General features: G+C 37.3%; 15 protein-coding genes, 1 tRNA gene and 1 CRISPR repeat array. Of the genes, 1 reads left to right on the top strand and 15 read right to left on the bottom strand.

Features of this window, described 5'->3' with window-relative positions; translation table 11 throughout:
- Window positions 1-66: 66 nt before the first annotated feature.
- The gene (locus DWW77_RS17165; protein ID WP_015525321.1) at window positions 67-930 is read right to left on the bottom strand and encodes a carbohydrate ABC transporter permease; all 864 of its coding nucleotides are present in this window, start codon (window positions 928-930) and stop codon (window positions 67-69) included.
- A gap of 79 nt (window positions 931-1,009) precedes the next feature.
- The gene (locus DWW77_RS17160) at window positions 1,010-2,146 is read right to left on the bottom strand and encodes an ABC transporter ATP-binding protein (protein WP_118609211.1); all 1,137 of its coding nucleotides are present in this window, start codon (window positions 2,144-2,146) and stop codon (window positions 1,010-1,012) included.
- A 648-nt stretch (window positions 2,147-2,794) separates the two neighbouring features.
- Between DWW77_RS17160 and DWW77_RS17155 the strand changes: the two genes are divergently transcribed.
- A complete protein-coding gene (locus DWW77_RS17155; protein ID WP_118609210.1) occupies window positions 2,795-3,388 on the top strand; it encodes a 50S ribosomal protein L25 in 594 nt (197 codons plus the stop codon).
- Window positions 3,389-3,537: 149 nt separating this feature from the next.
- Here the strand turns inward: DWW77_RS17155 and csm6 are convergent, their stop codons facing one another.
- The 13 genes from csm6 to DWW77_RS17090 form a co-directional block, all read right to left on the bottom strand.
- Window positions 3,538-4,851: a type III-A CRISPR-associated CARF protein Csm6 gene (gene csm6 / locus DWW77_RS17150; RefSeq protein ID WP_118609209.1), complete on the bottom strand. Its 1,314-nt coding sequence runs from the start codon at window positions 4,849-4,851 to the stop codon at window positions 3,538-3,540.
- A 36-nt stretch (window positions 4,852-4,887) separates the two neighbouring features.
- Complete coding sequence (gene cas2 / locus DWW77_RS18420; RefSeq protein ID WP_286188040.1) at window positions 4,888-5,076, bottom strand: CRISPR-associated endonuclease Cas2; 189 nt, start codon at window positions 5,074-5,076, stop codon at window positions 4,888-4,890.
- Window positions 5,077-5,199: 123 nt separating this feature from the next.
- The gene (cas1, locus tag DWW77_RS17140; RefSeq protein WP_118609208.1) at window positions 5,200-6,201 is read right to left on the bottom strand and encodes a CRISPR-associated endonuclease Cas1; all 1,002 of its coding nucleotides are present in this window, start codon (window positions 6,199-6,201) and stop codon (window positions 5,200-5,202) included.
- Window positions 6,202-6,269: 68 nt separating this feature from the next.
- A CRISPR array of direct repeats spans window positions 6,270-7,950; the repeat unit is 36 nt; unit sequence GTTTCCGTCCCCTGTCGGGGAACTACATTTCTCAAT.
- Between the two features lie 156 nt (window positions 7,951-8,106).
- Window positions 8,107-9,201, bottom strand: coding sequence for a type III-A CRISPR-associated RAMP protein Csm5 (csm5, locus tag DWW77_RS17135; protein WP_118609207.1), 1,095 nt, complete (start codon window positions 9,199-9,201; stop codon window positions 8,107-8,109).
- 2 nt (window positions 9,202-9,203) lie between these two features.
- Window positions 9,204-10,124, bottom strand: a complete 921-nt coding sequence (gene csm4, locus DWW77_RS17130) for a type III-A CRISPR-associated RAMP protein Csm4 (RefSeq protein ID WP_118609206.1) — start codon at window positions 10,122-10,124, stop codon at window positions 9,204-9,206.
- Window positions 10,125-10,139: 15 nt separating this feature from the next.
- Window positions 10,140-10,805, bottom strand: coding sequence for a type III-A CRISPR-associated RAMP protein Csm3 (csm3, locus tag DWW77_RS17125; RefSeq protein ID WP_021651198.1), 666 nt, complete (start codon window positions 10,803-10,805; stop codon window positions 10,140-10,142).
- A 12-nt stretch (window positions 10,806-10,817) separates the two neighbouring features.
- The gene (csm2, locus tag DWW77_RS17120; RefSeq protein WP_118609205.1) at window positions 10,818-11,213 is read right to left on the bottom strand and encodes a type III-A CRISPR-associated protein Csm2; all 396 of its coding nucleotides are present in this window, start codon (window positions 11,211-11,213) and stop codon (window positions 10,818-10,820) included.
- Entirely contained in the window at window positions 11,203-13,578 is a 2,376-nt protein-coding gene (cas10, locus tag DWW77_RS17115; RefSeq protein ID WP_286188039.1) for a type III-A CRISPR-associated protein Cas10/Csm1, read from the bottom strand. The genes csm2 and cas10 overlap by 11 nt, the downstream gene beginning before the upstream one ends.
- Window positions 13,571-14,311: a CRISPR-associated endoribonuclease Cas6 gene (cas6, locus tag DWW77_RS17110; protein WP_021651201.1), complete on the bottom strand. Its 741-nt coding sequence runs from the start codon at window positions 14,309-14,311 to the stop codon at window positions 13,571-13,573. Before cas6 ends, cas10 begins: the two co-directional genes overlap by 8 nt.
- 478 nt (window positions 14,312-14,789) lie before the next feature.
- Complete coding sequence (locus DWW77_RS17105) at window positions 14,790-16,301, bottom strand: caspase family protein (protein WP_118609203.1); 1,512 nt, start codon at window positions 16,299-16,301, stop codon at window positions 14,790-14,792.
- A gap of 3 nt (window positions 16,302-16,304) precedes the next feature.
- Window positions 16,305-16,508: a hypothetical protein gene (locus DWW77_RS17100; RefSeq protein WP_118609202.1), complete on the bottom strand. Its 204-nt coding sequence runs from the start codon at window positions 16,506-16,508 to the stop codon at window positions 16,305-16,307.
- A gap of 30 nt (window positions 16,509-16,538) precedes the next feature.
- Window positions 16,539-17,066 carry a hypothetical protein gene (locus tag DWW77_RS17095; RefSeq protein WP_207664961.1) on the bottom strand — a complete coding sequence of 176 codons (528 nt, stop codon included), beginning with the start codon at window positions 17,064-17,066 and terminating at the stop codon, window positions 16,539-16,541.
- A 247-nt stretch (window positions 17,067-17,313) separates the two neighbouring features.
- Window positions 17,314-17,384, bottom strand: a tRNA-Trp gene (locus tag DWW77_RS17090).
- Between the last annotated feature and the right edge of the window lie 111 nt (window positions 17,385-17,495).

Below are 17,495 nucleotides of genomic sequence, written 5' to 3'. Positions count from 1 at the left end.
GCTCCAGAAGCTCCTCTTTTGACATGTTTTCCACTGCCGGGACTGCCATATTTTCCATCTGGCTCATCAGTAATTCACTCCCTTCTTCTCAATACGGAACATGATCAGTGTGATGATCATGATGATCACAAACAGGATAACCGACTGGGCTGCCGCACTTCCGAAGCGGTAGTTAAAAAACGCATCCCTGTAAATGGAATAAACAATAACATTGGTAGACTCATTAGGACCACCCTCTGTCAGGATCTTGATCTGTCCAAAGGACTGAAATGCCTGTATGATATTTACCACCAGTGTGTAAAACATGATCGGGGAAAGTCCCGGAAGCGTCAGGCTGAAAAACTGCTGCACACTGCTGGCTCCATCCACAGAAGCTCTCTCATAAATGGTCTCATCAATATTCCCGAGTCCTGCGGAAAAATACAGGAAATTGATCCCGCTGTTCAGCCACGCAGTAAGAATGGCTACGCAGATCAGAGCCGTGTTCGGATCGTTCAGCCAGTTGATATCCAGGCCGGTAAGCTTATTCACAATACCTACTGCCGGGTGGAGCATGATCTGGAAGATCATTGCCGCAGAACTGGATGCAATAGCCATTGGCAGAGCATAGGATGTACTGAACACCCGGATTCCTGGAAACGCCTTGTTACAAAGCACTGCTGCGATCAGACCAAGAAGCATGCCGCCGACCACAACGATCAGCACAAAGATCAGCGTCACCTTCAAACTGTTGATAAAGGATGCTGACTGAAGCAGCTCTTTATAATTGCCCAGACCAACGTACAGCTTTGCCTGTCCCATCTTGTTGGTCTTGTAAAGACTTAAATAAATTGTTTTCACAAACGGATAAAACAGAAAAATTCCAAAAATAAGCATACAAGGCACCAGATATAAGTACGGTGTGATCTTGCTTTTGCTGTTATTTTCCATAACTATTTCTCCTCCTTGCATAATCAGATTCTATCTACAGGCTGATCTGCCTGCACTCAAGCTTTTTCGTGACATAAATTCATGACACAAAAATATTTTCTTCTGTCTCCGGATCAAACACATGGGCCTTCTCCATATCAAAATACAGAGAAACCTTCTCCCCTACCTGTGTCTGATTTTCCGGACTTAAGCGGACTGCCAGGGTTTTGCCCTGCTCATCAAAATAGAGGATCACTTCCGCTCCCAGCATCTCCCGGTTTACTACAGGCTCATCTACATCTACGCTTTCATTTTCAATACCAAGCTTTTTCGCCTCGTCCAGCTCGTAGATATCCTCCGGACGGATTCCAAGGATCACGTGTCTGCCGTTATATCTGTCTGCGATCTGTTTTCCTCTGGTTCCGTCCAGATAAACCTTTTTCACAGTTTTGGCATCATCCAGAAGAAGGGCCGTGCGATTATTTTCTTCTGCTTTTACCGTACACCGGAAAAAGTTCATGGACGGAGAACCAAGGAAGCCTGCCACGAAAAGATTTACCGGATTGTCATAAATACTCTGAGGCGCTCCCACCTGCTGGATCAGGCCATCCTTCATGACCACGATCTTAGTCCCAAGAGTCATGGCCTCTGTCTGGTCGTGCGTTACATAAATAATGGTGGTGTCCAGCTGTTTATGTAATTTCACAAGCTCCACACGCATCTGAGCACGAAGCTTTGCATCCAGATTGGAAAGGGGCTCATCCATGAGAAAGGCTTTCGGCTTCCGGATAATTGCACTTCCAATGGCAACTCGCTGTTTCTGACCGCCGGAAAGAGCCGCCGGCCTCCGGTCAAGAAGCTGGTCGATCTCCAGGATCTTTGCCACCTCATGGACCTTTCTGTCGATCTCATCCTTCGGAAGCTTACGGATCTTCAGGGCGTATGCCATATTTCCGTAAACTGTCATATTGGGATATAAAGCATAGTTCTGGAAAACCATGGACATTCCACGCTCCTTTGGTTCCAGATAATTGGAAAACTCACCGTCGATCCACAGCTCACCGTCTGTGATCTCCTCCAGACCTGCGATGATACGCAAAGTAGTAGATTTTCCACATCCGGACGGACCTACAAAGATCACAAACTCTTTGTCATGTATATCAAGATTAAAATCCTTCACACCGTAATGCTCTGAATCAAATTGCTTACATACATTTCTGAGTGCAATTTCTGACATTACTTATCTCCTTTCTCTTCTCTCGCTCACATAGTTTGTAGTATAGGATTTTTCCGGCTGTTCAGATATCGTGGTTGAGATAAAGATTTGTGAATTGTATGTTAAATTGTTTCAGAAATTATATGCAATTCCGTTAAATTCTTTCTCCAGAGTAAAATACCCATCGCGTTATGTTGCCACCTTCTTTCGCCGTCATCTCTGTCCTGCATCATATCTTCCAATTTTTATTACATTGATCACAACAGCTCTCTCCAATATGTCAGCAATATGGATATTTCCCGTCTCCTCGCATATCTGAATCAAATAAAAATAGAATATTCATATTTAATACTTGCCTCTCTTCCAGATAAATGACAACTTTCAGGCTTTTATGATCACTTGATTTGTGCAATTTTTTATGTTGTTTTAATTTTTTCTGTAAAATCTCAAATATATGCTTTGTTTTTGTCTAATTTTACCCTTGAAGTTTTGTATATAAGTCAAACAATACAAAATATTGTTCTTAAATTTTCTAACTTTTTGTTAGCCACCTCGTCCGAGAAGTGCTATAATAATCCCAGTCAGAAAAGAAATGCAGAATTCGTGTTACTGCGAACAGCGCGAACAGCAACATTACCGGAATCCATGCATCAGGAGGAGGAATTTGACATGATCACATTGAAAGCAGAGAAAAGAAACCCGAATGTAAAAGCTAAAAAATTAAGACGTGAGGGTTACGTCACAGGAATTCTTAGTGGAAAAGAAATGAAAGAGCCTGTAGCACTTCAGTTTGACGGTGCCGAGGCAGCCAAATTCATTAAAGCAAATAAAGAAGGTACACAGATTTACCTGGACATCGAAGGCGAAAAAGTTGATGCCCTGGTAAAAAATATTGACTATAATCCAATTGAAAAACAGCTGATGGCTCTGGATTTCCAGGCACTGGTAGCCGGTGAGAAGGTTTCCACAACAGTCGCTGTCAAACTGGAGCACACCGACATGGTTCAGGGTATCGTTGAGCAGGAGATGGAAGAGATCCACTACAAAGCAGATCCGGCCAACCTTCTTGACACCATCGTCATCGACTTCAACGGCTATCCTGCAGACGTCCGTGATATCCATGTAAAAGACCTCCCGATCCCGGAAGGCAAACAGGTTCACTTCGTTACACCTGAGGATGCAGTTGTTGTTCATATCGGTGAGTATGAGGCAGCTCCGGAAGAGGATGAGGACGCTGAAGGCGCTGAAGCTGAAGCGAAATAATTTTATAATTTCATATGAAATATTTCAGGGGATTGCCTGGTGGCAATCCCCTGGTTTTGTTTACATAATTCTAAGAATGTTATTTCATTTGTAATTTCTTTACCTCATCCAGCGGCAATTCATTTTCCCATAAAAGAGAAATAGCATACTCATCTATCCAATTCTTCAATAATTCTCTTATTCATATAATCATACGAATCCCAATTTTCTTTTCTGGTATTTATTTTTACCTGTTCGCAAATATATTTCAGCAGCCACAAAATATCTTCTACACTCCTGCCAGCTTGTTCTTTAACCCACTCTGGTGTAGCTGACACAATATTATGAGCTGCAATATTTCTGACATTCTGCTCAATTTCTACCAGACCTTTAGTTCTCTGTTTTAATAAATCATCTTTACATTTTTTCTCAATAATTGGTTGCAAATGGCTTGAATATACTATCCCATATCTAAATGGATAAAATTTTTCATTCATAATACCCAATACTTCTGTGCCATCTAATTTATATCTATCCCATTTTCTTTCTTTTTTCTTATAATACTGTGTAACATTAATTTCGCAAAATTGCTCAAGGACCATTTCCAGCAGATCAATGATTAATGGAGTAATTCCTCTGATAAAATCTGCATACTCTCCACGTTTTACTTTTAAATCTAAAGCCAACAGATATTCAAACAAGATTTTCTTTTTATTTTCTTGTCTCACTGCTGAAATAATTCCATTATTTTCTGGTAAAACCCTGTTCATTCTCTCCCAATCCAAAACTGCTCTCGCATCTGCTGACTGTAACCACTTCCATGCCACAGGATTTAATTCATCCTTGATTTCCTTACCAACTGCCAGCGCTGCATGATAATCATAAGATAATAAGTGCTTTTTTATCATATCGATTTTCAGTAGCCGCATCAAATTCAGACACTTCACTTCCTGGCATCTGTTTTCTGCACTTTCCTCATTATCTTCATTCAGTTCCCAGTTCGCTTTAACATCATATTCGTCTCTTTCTTCATGTTCCAGATTACTTTTCTTCTGTGGAGTAGACACCTGTATTGGCAAAAATCTGTATTCCGCCAACGTTGCCATAATAAGCAGTGCGCTTTTCATACCAGGTGTTCCGGATGCCATATTAACTAATAACTGATCTTCTTTCTCTTTTTGTTCTTCAATTTCTGAAATAATTTTCCGGAATTCATCATAAAACACATCATACTGTTGAACATCTACCATATCAGGATTTTCAATTATATGTACTTCAAATTTGTGATTCAAAAAGTCCCCTAACAGATTCAGGGTTTCTACATATCTATTATCTTTTTTATGGTTCTCTGCCATTTCTTTGGATAAATACAGATATACAACATCTGGTTCATAATATCTGCATATATGAAGCATTGAACCATCATATAAATACTTTATCGGGTCTGTGTTTCCAATTGGTGAAAATAAATATTTTTTTCCCATTTTTTATACTCCCTTTTTTATATTTTTCATTAGAACTTATATTAAGATAATTTCTTCATCAAATTCTGGCACCTCTCCCCAGGAAATGACTTTTTCTCTTCCTGACACCTTATATATCCTGACGCTGTCTTCACATTTATCGATATAATGAGGAATTTCCTTAATCAATTTATTGTATCGTTGTTTTGTCAACATTGCTTCAAAAGCCGATTTTTGTACCCTTATTCCATAACCAGATAAAAGTTTGGCAAATTTTACTCTTTTTTATTCTCTACAATATCATAAATGATCAGAATAAATTCCTTATCTGATTCCAACTCTTCTGATATCTGAAAATAATAGTCTTCATCATCGAATGGTAATTGGCTCATAAAGATTTGCATCCCCTTCTTCTATTGCTTTTGCCAGATGTTCCATTTGCAAAAAAATGCCTCTTCGAAAGCTTACTGCATAATCCACGTATTTTAAATATCGCACTTCTGTCTGGAATTTACGCTCCAACTTATTCAGATATATTTTCAGACCATCTCTCGTCAGATAACATCCTGGCTCATCCATGCTGAAATTAAAATGTTCTTTTTGTATTTCATGTCCATTGATCATGCTCATTGCGGTTGCATCTACAATTACTGCTCGCCACTCTTCCATCATATCACTTGCCAATGTTGGATGTTTTTCTGCATCCCTGTGAATAAAACCGAAATAAGGATTTAAGCCTCTCATTTCTATTTTACAATACACTTCATTCATTAATATTGAATAGCCTAAACTGATCATAGAATTAAATTCATCTCGTGGTGGTCTACGACTTCTTCCCTGAAAAGAAAACTCTTTATCAATGCAGGCTGCCAGTCCTTTAAAATAATATTTAGCCGCCTGTCCTTCAAAACCGATCATTTCCTCAATTCTATTACAAGTCATGATCTTATTTTTACAGATTGTCAGCATTTTTTGCTCTTCTTCCAGGTTAATCCCTCTGCTTTTTTCATATCGACGTAATACTACACTTTGATTTTTAATCTTTGCACAAAGAATCTTCATAGCAAGCGTTGCAGCAAATTCTGTATCATAAAGAGCACTTTGTTTTCTCTGTCTTGACACATTAACATGTCCTGTTGATATCAACCGGCCAAAATATTTTCCACCCTTCGAAAAATAGCTTACCGGAATCCCTCTGCTCATACATTCTTCCGCACACTGAGTTGTCATTTGTGAACGCCCCATGATCGTAATTCCATCTAAAGATTCAATTGGAATAAGACGTTTCATACCGTCCTTATAATTCACAGTACACTGATTTGCTTCAACTCCGATAGTCGCTCCATTTTCATTCACATACAAAAATCCCATTTTTCACCTCCGTATATTACATATTATCAATAAAGTTTATTATTCTGTGCTCGAATAAATGGATAGATATTTTCGTCCCCTGTCGGGGAATCACATTTCTCAATGGACATGGTGAAAGCACTTGGTGATAAGTTTGTAGAGTTTCTGTCCCCTGTCAGGGAACTACATTTCTCAATAATAAACAAATGTTTAATGCAAAACAAAAAAAGTTTCCGTCCTCTATCGGGGAACTACATTTCTCAATTATGTGTTGTGATTATAGCATTAATTATCAGACACGTTTCCGTCCCCTGTCGGGGAACTACATTTCTCAATTAAACAGAGCAACATTGACCGGATTCGTAACTGAGTTTCCGTCCCCTGTCGGGGAACTACATTTCTCAATTGAGAAGGACTACGATGACCCGGAAGCATATGAGTGCAAAGTTTCCGTCCCCTGTCGGGGAACTACATTTCTCAATGGTGGCAAGAAATTCACCAAGTCCGAATATACAGTTTCCGTCCCCTGTCGGGGAACTACATTTCTCAATATGGAAATGAAATCACCTGTATTTCTGTGCAGGAGTTTCCGTCCCCTGTCGGGGAACTACATTTCTCAATGATACTGTCTGAAATCTAATTCTTAAAGTTTCAAAATGTTTCCGTCCCCTGTCGGGGAACTACATTTCTCAATAATTACAGTTCCGACTTTCAAACTTGACAAAAAGGGTTTCCGTCCCCTGTCGGGGAACTACATTTCTCAATTTCCAGAAAGGAAATAAATTATGAAAAAATATATTATTACGTTTCCGTCCCCTGTCGGGGAACTACATTTCTCAATGATAATTTTGGAACTGAAGCGGTGACAGGTTATTGTTTCCGTCCCCTGTCGGGGAACTACATTTCTCAATTACTTGTTTTCTATCAATGATACATAAAAACAAGTCGTGGTTTCCGTCCCCTGTCGGGGAACTACATTTCTCAATCAGTAAAGCGCTCACTTTCCGATATCGAGAAAATCATGTTTCCGTCCCCTGTCGGGGAACTACATTTCTCAATTTGAAAAAGCTGAGCGTTGAAAACTATAAGAAAGTTTCCGTCCCCTGTCGGGGAACTACATTTCTCAATGTACACTCACACCACACCCGAAATTTAAAATCGTTTCCGTCCCCTGTCGGGGAACTACATTTCTCAATAGTAGACTGGTCGATAGTAGCAATCGTACTCAGCGTTTCCGTCCCCTGTCGGGGAACTACATTTCTCAATACAAAAAACACAACTTAAAATAGGAGGAAAACAAAGTTTCCGTCCCCTGTCGGGGAACTACATTTCTCAATCTTCCCAAAAGTATCAAATACGCCGGAGAATTAAGTTTCCGTCCCCTGTCGGGGAACTACATTTCTCAATGAGATTGTAAGTGTGGTTATAATGGCGTTATGTGGTTTCCGTCCCCTGTCGGGGAACTACATTTCTCAATAGTAAACGAAATACATAACGATTGTAAAAACTTTTCTAAAGTTTCCGTCCCCTGTCGGGGAACTACATTTCTCAATGGCTAAAAAGGAACTTGCAAAACGCAAGACAAGCGATTTCCGTCCCCTGTCGGGGAACTACATTTCTCAATGGGAAAGACCATAAGGGCAAATATATCTATCTGAATAATTTCCGTCCCCTGTCGGGGAACTACATTTCTCAATCCGGGAACACTAAAACAGAGGCAGAGCTGCGAATCAGATTTCCGTCCCCTGTCGGGGAACTACATTTCTCAATACCATCCCTACAATCCCGCCACCAGTCTGGGCTCATGGTCGGGATTGCGTGGGAAAAATATTTTTGGAAAAATAAATAAAATTCATTCGCTTAAATCGGCAGCAAACTCAGTATTTAAGCCATGCGCGGCAAAATCCAAACAGATATTCTCTTTTATTAAGAAATATCAATTTCACATTGTCCCATCATATATTCTTTTCCCTGATAGCGGGTACATTTCAAAATATGTGGTGAAACCCTCATTCTTGTATCTTTATAATGTTTATGATCTTGTGGCACACCTGTTCTGTCAAAGATATCTTTTGTTATTTCAATACCTTCTCTTTCACCAAACATAGGATAAACAACCGTTTTTGAAACAAAACCACTTCCACCACCAAAAAATACTGTATTAGGTTTACCTCTGTCACATCTCGGAAATTTACTCTGGAACACCTGATAATACTGCTCATAAAACAATTTTACTGCATCCAAAATATCCTCAATTTTTAGATTACATTCTGTTTCATCTATTGTCAATGAGCTTTTTATCACAGTTCCAGGTTTAATACACTCTCTCAGAAGATTTAATGTTTTATATGATCCATCTACATGTTGTTCCCACTTCTGACATAAAACAATATCTTCTCTACTCAAAGGTTCACTATCGCCTACGATAATGCCAGACATATTGTCAAATTCCACATCTTCTTTATCCGTATGCTTTAATGTACAAAAAGCCTTTTTTTCAATTATTCCAATATTTCGATTCAAAATTTTACGATTTTTTCTCCCAGTACTTAATTCACTCCTGATCTGACTCTGATCCCTTTTATACTTTATCTGATCTTGAGCAATATCCTTGCTAAGTAAAATCGTTCTAAGCATTCCTTTTAATGAGCTTCCCGGTACATACGGATTTCCATAAGGATCTGTCACGCATGTCATAATCTGCAATTTGCCTTTTTCTTCGGAGCGGTCTCCTACATTTTCTGTATATTTCATACACCTTTTCAGATCTGTAAGCGAAACATGGTTTCTGATACTCCAATGTTTTAAATCCTCACGTGTATCCTCAACCATAAAACGCTCAAGATCATTCTGTATATGCAATTTTTGTGCCAGAAAATACAGCTTCGCAGCATCCACAACTCCAATTGTATTCCTGTTCAGAAAAACATATTCTTTCTTTTGTATTTGATTCCCATCACCTATGAATACCGGACCTTTTACAGTCAACTGTATCTGATATGTTTTTAATTTCTGTCCCATTTTTATACCCCCATGAAAAAAGCTTTTGCATAACGGAATATTGGATGAGTTCCACCATTTCTTTCTTCTATGACTTTTCCTTTAAAAGTATTTACAAAACAGGAACCCGCAGAGAAAACATAAATATCACTTTTTCTCATTTGCTGAGCGGCATATGTCTGAGAATCTATAAATCCACTTCTTTTGAGCAAACTATATGTTGCTCCTTTCAAAATATCTTCAAGTTCTTCATCTTCGGGAAGTGCTGTTGATAAGAGTAAATGCAGCGACGCTTTTTGGGTCAACTGTTCTTTCATTTCTCTCGGAATATCACAAACCCTACATTTAAATCTTCCCATCCCAGAACTTTTTTTGCCACCTAATCCTGTATATTGGAGGCTTTCAAATAACTCGTCCAAACATTCCTGATCCTTTTCTGATTCCATTCCGGCTATTATGTATAAACCGGAGCCATCTGTAAAATGATATGTACTTACACGATATGGCTGAGGCTCTTCCATTCCACGGATTCCTACTGAAACCTTCATTCCATTAGTTCCAAGATACTGCATATCTTCCATATGTTCTTCCGGAAACGTTCCATTTATAAAAGCTTCCACTGTGTTTACCGGAATATACTTTAAATTCTTAAACATTTTTTTCTGTCTGGAATTTCCTTGTTTCTCATTATCATCTACACGAACAGAGATCATTGGTTTAGGAATATAATAATTTTTCCCTATGTATGGAAATGCATCTGATAATACTATCCTGCCTTCTGAAACAGCATTCAAAAATTCTTTCTGCTTTTCCATCTTTAATGCTTCCTGAAACAATGCAGCAAATAATGTATCTGCATGAAAAGTGATCTCAGTACTGTCCAGATTTTTACTTCCGAAATGAACTCCTGTCAGAAACTCCAAACAATACAATTTATACTCCAAAGTCCCTCTCCTCCATTATGCGTCTACGACTTCCTTGAGAATTTCATTACATTTATCAATTAATATATTATCGACATTGCCGATTACACCCTCTGCATGCACATTGTTGAACTGAATCTTACCATAACCACGAGATCCACTTCCTCCCAGATAATCGTACTGTAATAATTTCATTCCCTCTGCCAGAGTTTGCATATCTTCTATAAATTCCTGCTCATTTTCCATTTCATAGATCAGATCCAATCCAAAAACTGACCCTCTGACCGCTCTCTCAATCTGACGCGGATTCGCTACTGCAGTAAGTCTTGAAATAGAATTTTCAAATTTAACTTCCGTCATACTCTGAAGTCCTGCTTCTCTTAATTCCTGTTCATTTGCTAATACCATATCAGAAAACAAAATCCTGCTTCTTTTGATCTTATTTTTTTCTGAAGATCCAAATAATCTGCTGATACGCTCATGATCACCTTTCGGTTCTGTTATCTGCTCATTGAATTCTTTGGCAAGAAGACTTCTCATTTTTCCCTTTAAGGAACTACCTGGTATCATAGGAAGATTTGTTTTCACATCTTTCACAACAGGTGAATCTACTGCTCCTATTGCAGCAAAGGCTCCGCTTCCACCTATATGCATACCTGTCTTTACTAAAATATCTCCTGAAATCTGAATTTTTGCGTACATATTCTTTCCCCCTTACTGTTCTTTTCCACCATAATATTTATGAAACGCGATCAATGCCTCCATATATCTGCTGAATAACAGATAATTTTTTTTTCTCTGTTTGATCTCCTTGAGTATCTCTAAAATTTCTGCCTGCTGCACAAATTCCTTTACTTTAGGTTCTCGCCCACATTCATACATAAAACGAACTCGAAGATACTCAATTCTTCCACAAATCTCATCATCCAGTTTTTCTGAAGACTTTGTAAGAACCTGATTGTAAATATCTGCATTCATAGCCAACAGATTTCTAATCTTAGAGGTTGTAACAATATCTGGTTCCCCTTTAAAATTTTTTCTAGCCCCCTTCACAAGATTTTTTATAACATTTTCCGCTTTATCCACACAATTATTATCATTAATCCTCATCTTTACCCTCTCCTTTCCGATTTATATAAGCATAAAGATTAATTGCTGTTTTCAACTGTCTGCAATCCTGGTCTGATTGGATCCACTCATACATCTTTTTTGATAGCTGTCTGTATTTTTCTTTTTTCGGTCCTTCTTCTGATGGTTCCAGTCTGGAAAGTAGATACATCATTCTTGCAAAATTAATTTTTTCCTCATGTCCACGTACAAGTTCCAACATTCGGTACAAAAATGCCATACCTCTGTCTTCTAAATCCTCAAAGAACTCACTCAATGCTCTATATTTTTCCTGAATCACTTCCTGATCAAATTCTTCCCAGGAATATGTACCGTCACTGATTTCTTTTTCCTCTTCACCTTCTTCCACCAGATGTCTCTCACCATCTTCCATAATGGTTACTGCATTTTTTCCCGGCATTCTTTTCGATTCAGACTCCATAGCTCCCGTCTCCTGTGCGATCGCTGCAATAGGATATGAATCTTCATAAATACCAATACCTGCAGAAATGCTTAATGTTCCCTGTGTGTATTTTCGGAACATTTTTTGCAGATCTACAGAAAGCTCTATTACATCATTCCATGCACCGACAATAAATACATCATCTCCGCCAGAATATACGATCGTAGCCTGACGTTCCTTTACACCTTCATTTCCTTCCAGCGAATATTCACCGTTTTTTAATAAAGATCGAATATAATATTTAAAGAAAATAGATAACTGTCTGGATAATGCCGCAGTTCTCGACAAAGTCACATATCTGTCTCCATTTCTTTTACTCTGGAAGCCGGATACAATAGCCTGTCCAAGATTATCTACATCAGCACGTAAAACTCCAATTCTGTTAATCCCCTTTGATTTCTTTGCAAATTCCTCAAATGTATCTCCTGTAGTATAATCTCCCACCCATAAGTTAGTCTCGATATGTTTTCCGGTATACATTTCATTCTTGGAATAAGCACGCACAAAATGATCATCCTTTTCCATTCGTCTGCTTAATGATTCTTTTGTATCTGCCACAAGGTAACAGCCTCCTGGTAATGGCATGCCCTTTTTTTCTTCTGAATTTCCCAGGACCACTGAAAAGAACTCACTATACAGAACATTCTTGGACAAGCTTTCTATTTTCCTGCATAATGGGCAAACACCTTCATCATCTACCCGCCCGATTCTTTTACAAACCCTACATTCTCTGGAATAATCCCTGAGTTTTTTATGGTTTAACTTAATAATATCCTGTGCACAATATCTATGTTGTTTCTGTTCTGAAAGCATTTTGCTCATCTCACGGAATAACTGTCCATAACTACCCTCCGGAATATTACGAAAAGCATTTCCAGTACATGCCACATAACCAAAAGCAACATACAATTCAATCTGAAACTGTTCCAGGAGCCATTCTTTTAATTCCTTTTGAAATTCATTTATCCTGTCAACTGTCTTTTTTGTGTTAGCCAGAAGCAGATAACAGTGCCCTCCGCCTGAATATAACAGATTCGCTCTGGACAGCTCCAGCTTATCAAGCAACAGATCAATGATATGTTCCATCATGATTTCAAGATAAAAAGATCTTGCACGTAAAGTTCTTAATGCATTTTTGGACGTGATCGTATAAATAAATTTCTGAATACCTGAAATATCCATTGAACATAATAAAAAAGCTTTTTTATCATAAAAATCCTTTTTATCCAGAAGCTCTTCTTTATATTTCAAATGGTTTTCATTTAAATAGTCATACATGCAACTGGCGATAGCAGCCGTAAGCTTTACATGATCAAACAGTGAAATATCACTTAGTTCTCCCTTTGAAGTAGAAGATGGTACATAAGTAAGATTTGCTTCCATCACCGCTAACAATGAATTCAGATATTCGTCATTCCAATCCATTCCTTTGAAATTATCCAGCACTCTCTGTCGGATCTTCATATAAAACTCTTTTGAAAAACTTCTTTTTTCAGGAGTTGGATAATTAACATTCCCTTTATCTTCCATGTCCCCCGGAAGATAATAATATTCCTGATCATTTTCATTTAATATATTGAAAATACTCTGCAAAGGAACTGACAGATCAAATCCGGAAACATCTTCGCCCTCTTTCTTTCTCCTGTCTGCAAAAGCTGCAATATTATCTGCAAGATACACAATATACGCCAGATCATTTTCCTGCAGTTTTGCCCCCTTCAAAGCAGATATATGATGATATCTTACACAATTTAAAATTTCTTTATCATCAATACCACCATTTTCCTTTAAAAAATCATAACCGGAAATACTGTGATTTCTACGATCATCCCCCTCTCTGTATACTACTTTTCCAATATCATGAAGCAGACTTCCTATAATCAGTTTAATTTTTTCATCAGTCATCTTCATTCCTCCTGATATATTTCATTGCACCCATTCCCATTCCTGTCTTTATTCCAACACCGGAAAACTCTCCAAATTTTGCCAGCATCCTTACATACCTTGCCATTGTTTCCGGACCCTTGATATGGATACAAATATTTCCTATAAATCCTGTAATGTTCGTTTTTTCCAATGGAAACGGTATTGTCTGTAAGCGATATCTTACAATCTCACTTTGTGTCACAAGTTCTTCTAATGTATCTTCATCATACATATTAAACTCTTCCGATGCAGCACTGAACTTTCTCATAAGGCTTCCATATATTAAACTTAAATCTGGATATATTACATATTTTCCATCTCGTTTAAATGATGTGGGCGTTTTAAAACTTAATTCCAAATATCTGGAACATTTATTTTCATAGAATTCTTTTATCAGTTCTTTATCTTCTTTGATCCTTACTGTTTTATTTAATAAATTTACTGTTTTATTCTTTTTTCGTAACGTAATCGTATCAAGCTTTGTCATTGGAAGCAAAAGCATTTCGTAGGCTTCCGTATTTAATGTTTTAAGATACCAGATAGTTTTTCCTTCTTCTTTTAAAATGCATTGACTATATGGATTTAACTGATTTCCATGTAGCTTTTCCGCATATTCTGATGAAATATTCTCCATCAGTACTCCCTGCAAGTTTGATGACTGTTGAAAATTAATTTCGTTTGAATCAAATTCCACTTTAAGTTCTGCATACATTTAAAAAGCCTCCCATCACACCTTCTGCCCAGCCTGCAGTAACGCCTGCTTCAGTTCATCCTCAATCTTGGCAAGCTCTGCCTGGGCTTCGCTGCGTTTTTTTGTTTCTTCTTCGTGGATCTTTCCTAAATCCCAGAAACAATGCTTCCCATCCTATACCTGTTTTTCTTCTAATTGTCTTCATTCTTTCCCTCCAGTAAATCTCTTTCTTTGAATTCTTAATAAAAAAACATTACTCTCTCATTTTTGTAAAGAAAGTAATGTTTTCATCACACCGATATTATATTTACTACGAAATTTCACCTCAGTTCTGTCGATTTTATGTTATGCAAACCTCTTGCTTTGCTGTATTAAACTATGTGTGGTTTTTATCAAAATTCAACAATTTTCTTAATCAGATTATACGATTTTTATACATAAAAAGCAATTAATTATTGTCTAATTTGCATATTTGACATATTTAGCGTTAATTCAGACTTTATCTACTTTTTTCGTCAATTATTTTCAGCTTTTCCAGTCCTTCATAATACTTTCGAATGTTATTCTTTATCAGCCACTGGTTTCCATCTGTATATTCTTCATCTTTATTCAGCAAAAGTGCCATATCCAATACACAGCCCGCCAGATCTTCCACTATGTTGAAACGATCATGCAGATCATCTGGTACTGTGGGAGTTTCCGTCATTTTAAAATATTCCTCATATACCTGTCGGATCCATTCTCTGTATGTTTCACGAATTTCTGAAATTATTTTTGTCTGATTATCAATTTCTCTGATATCTGCAATATATCGTTCTGCCAAAGATGTAATCTGGCATAACGTTTTCTGAATTCCGGACTCGAACTCCTCTCTGGTAAGTTCCGATTGCTGAAGTCTGCGCACGGATTCATAAAAAGAATCTGTAGTTACCCATATACCTCTTATTATTGAAGAATTTTTCTGTTCTGAATAATATTTCCTTTTCCCAGTTCTGTCGCAGGCCCATATACTTCTGGCAAAATATCTATGATTGACCATATCACTCTCATCATGTCCGAAATAACACCATACAGCCATGGCTGACATATTTTTAAATTTTGTTTCTGAAGCTACCGTAGAAAATACATTTAAATTTCGGACATAGGATACAATCTCTTTCGTTATTAATGCTAATTGCTTTTCTGCACAATATTTCTCCGATATCATTACAAATACTGCCAAACGTTTTTCTTTCCTTGAAGATAATGGCTCTACATTTCTTATTGTATAATTTTCTGCTTTCAGATACACTTGTAAAGTCTCATACGGAGTATATTTCTCCACCTCAAAGTATATGGTACCACCGATTCTCCCTCGATATATTGGATGCTGCATCTTATTAGGGTTGTTTTTATTCCATGCTTTTGCAATAGCTAATACTTCCTCATGGATATCAAAAATAGAAATTTTTCCTTTACGGATTCTTCGATTAACAGTCATTGCTGTTGTTAACATTCCTGTATACAAACTGTGGTTCTTCCCGGGTCCGAGCCATGAACTCTCATTAGATGATGAAGAAGCAAGAACAACCGTTCCGTTTCCTGCAAAAGTAGTGATCGCTTCCTCCAATTTCATTTGTTTGACTCCGGAAACATAAAATTTACCAGAATAACAGCAATCCAAAATAATAATTTTATTTTTTGATTTTAACTTTTCTACAAAATCAATGATGCTCTGAATATTGATCATTCCATCTGAAAAGCACAGATCTCCATTGCAGCCATGACCGGAAAAATACAAAATAAATCCATCCTCTTCCTCGATCATACTGGAAAATTCCATCAATGCGCGCACAAAACTTCTCATCTTTACAATTCCAGAATTCCCTAGAGTTCTTATTGTATCCTTCGAAAGCCTTAGACCTTCTATTAATGCATTTTCCATTAATTTAAGATCCATCTCATAGGATGGAAGGCTCAAATTTTGTTCATATATTCCAACTGAAGTTAATAATGAGTAAAACTTTCCCATCTGTTATCTGACCTTATCTTTATTTTTTCCATATTTTCGACTCAATCGGATCACTGCATTTAATGCCTCCGCTTCATGGTTTGGTTCTTCGAATTCATCCGATGTATATTCATGAACATTTCCCAGCTGTTCATCTGTCATCTGTGTGACTTTTTCCACGATTTCTCCAATTTTTGCTGTTCTTTCCTGTTTTGTAAGTGATGACATATTAATTATCTCCTTTCCGGATCTTACCAGTTATTCTCCAAGTATTGGCTGCCCATATTCTTCTAAGGTGAAATTTAATGCCATAAGATCGTACACCTGATGCTCAATAAAATATTTTATGATCAGATCGCCTTTGTTAGATGGAGAAAGTGCATATTCCGCCCTGACTAAAAGATCTCTTGCTGCTTTTATATCCAACTTTAATGCAAATACAAGTGCCAGCACTGTACTCTTTCCGGGATGATAAGCTGGATTACTTCTAATCTTCGAAAATAATCTTCTGTCAATACATGCGCTTTTATATACTTCAACATCTGACATCCCACTCTTATCTATCAATTCAAAAAGCTTTTCATGAAAAGAATCTCCCGCTTCGTCCAAAAGATGCTGTAAATCCATGGACTGATCTCTGGTCAGTTCTTTTCGTTCAGGAATATCTACGAAGGGTGCATATTTTTCGTAAAGTATATTTTCATCTGTTACTGGTAAATATTCCTTATAATTTATTTCTATATATTGAGCCAGCTGTTCTATAAAGGCATTTTCCAAACTCATCATATATCTCCTATATTTTTATGATTATGCCTATATTTTATCATTTAAAAGAATGAAATTCTATGCAATCCTGTTTCACTATTTCTGTGTATTTATATTTTATTTCTATATATTACCTAATTGGTCTCCTGGCAGACGACAAATTAATAAAAAAAGATACCTTTTTCAAAGCATCTCATAAACAATAATATAGGAAATTAAAAAACGCTGAAAAGTCCTGATCTACAAGACTTTTCAGCGTTACTAATAGCAGGGGATGAGAGAATCGAACTCCCACCAAAGGTTTTGGAGACCCCTATCATACCATTTGACCAATCCCCTATATACAAGAAAAAGTGGCTGTTGGCCACAAATTCTTTTACATTGTACTCTCAAAACTACATACATGCTTGTTGATCGTTAATCAAACTCTTTGAATCAATTCTTAACCTG

Origin of the sequence: Ruminococcus sp. AF17-12, assembly GCF_003479245.1 — a bacterium.
GTDB lineage: Bacteria > Bacillota > Clostridia > Lachnospirales > Lachnospiraceae > Blautia_A > Blautia_A fusiformis.
This window is presented reverse-complemented; position numbering and strand designations above follow the sequence as displayed.

Coding starts and splice junctions, on each gene's coding strand:
- DWW77_RS17165 (WP_015525321.1), bottom strand. CDS start 930: ATGGAAAATAACAGCAAAAGCAAGATCACACCGTACTTATATCTGGTG.
- DWW77_RS17160 (WP_118609211.1), bottom strand. CDS start 2,146: ATGTCAGAAATTGCACTCAGAAATGTATGTAAGCAATTTGATTCAGAG.
- DWW77_RS17155 (WP_118609210.1), top strand. CDS start 2,795: ATGATCACATTGAAAGCAGAGAAAAGAAACCCGAATGTAAAAGCTAAA.
- csm6 (WP_118609209.1), bottom strand. CDS start 4,851: ATGGGAAAAAAATATTTATTTTCACCAATTGGAAACACAGACCCGATA.
- cas1 (WP_118609208.1), bottom strand. CDS start 6,201: ATGGGATTTTTGTATGTGAATGAAAATGGAGCGACTATCGGAGTTGAA.
- csm5 (WP_118609207.1), bottom strand. CDS start 9,201: ATGGGACAGAAATTAAAAACATATCAGATACAGTTGACTGTAAAAGGT.
- csm3 (WP_021651198.1), bottom strand. CDS start 10,805: ATGTACGCAAAAATTCAGATTTCAGGAGATATTTTAGTAAAGACAGGT.
- csm2 (WP_118609205.1), bottom strand. CDS start 11,213: ATGAGGATTAATGATAATAATTGTGTGGATAAAGCGGAAAATGTTATA.
- cas10 (WP_286188039.1), bottom strand. CDS start 13,578: ATGACTGATGAAAAAATTAAACTGATTATAGGAAGTCTGCTTCATGAT.
- cas6 (WP_021651201.1), bottom strand. CDS start 14,311: ATGTATGCAGAACTTAAAGTGGAATTTGATTCAAACGAAATTAATTTT.
- DWW77_RS17105 (WP_118609203.1), bottom strand. CDS start 16,301: ATGGGAAAGTTTTACTCATTATTAACTTCAGTTGGAATATATGAACAA.
- DWW77_RS17100 (WP_118609202.1), bottom strand. CDS start 16,508: ATGTCATCACTTACAAAACAGGAAAGAACAGCAAAAATTGGAGAAATC.
- DWW77_RS17095 (WP_207664961.1), bottom strand. CDS start 17,066: ATGATGAGTTTGGAAAATGCCTTTATAGAACAGCTGGCTCAATATATA.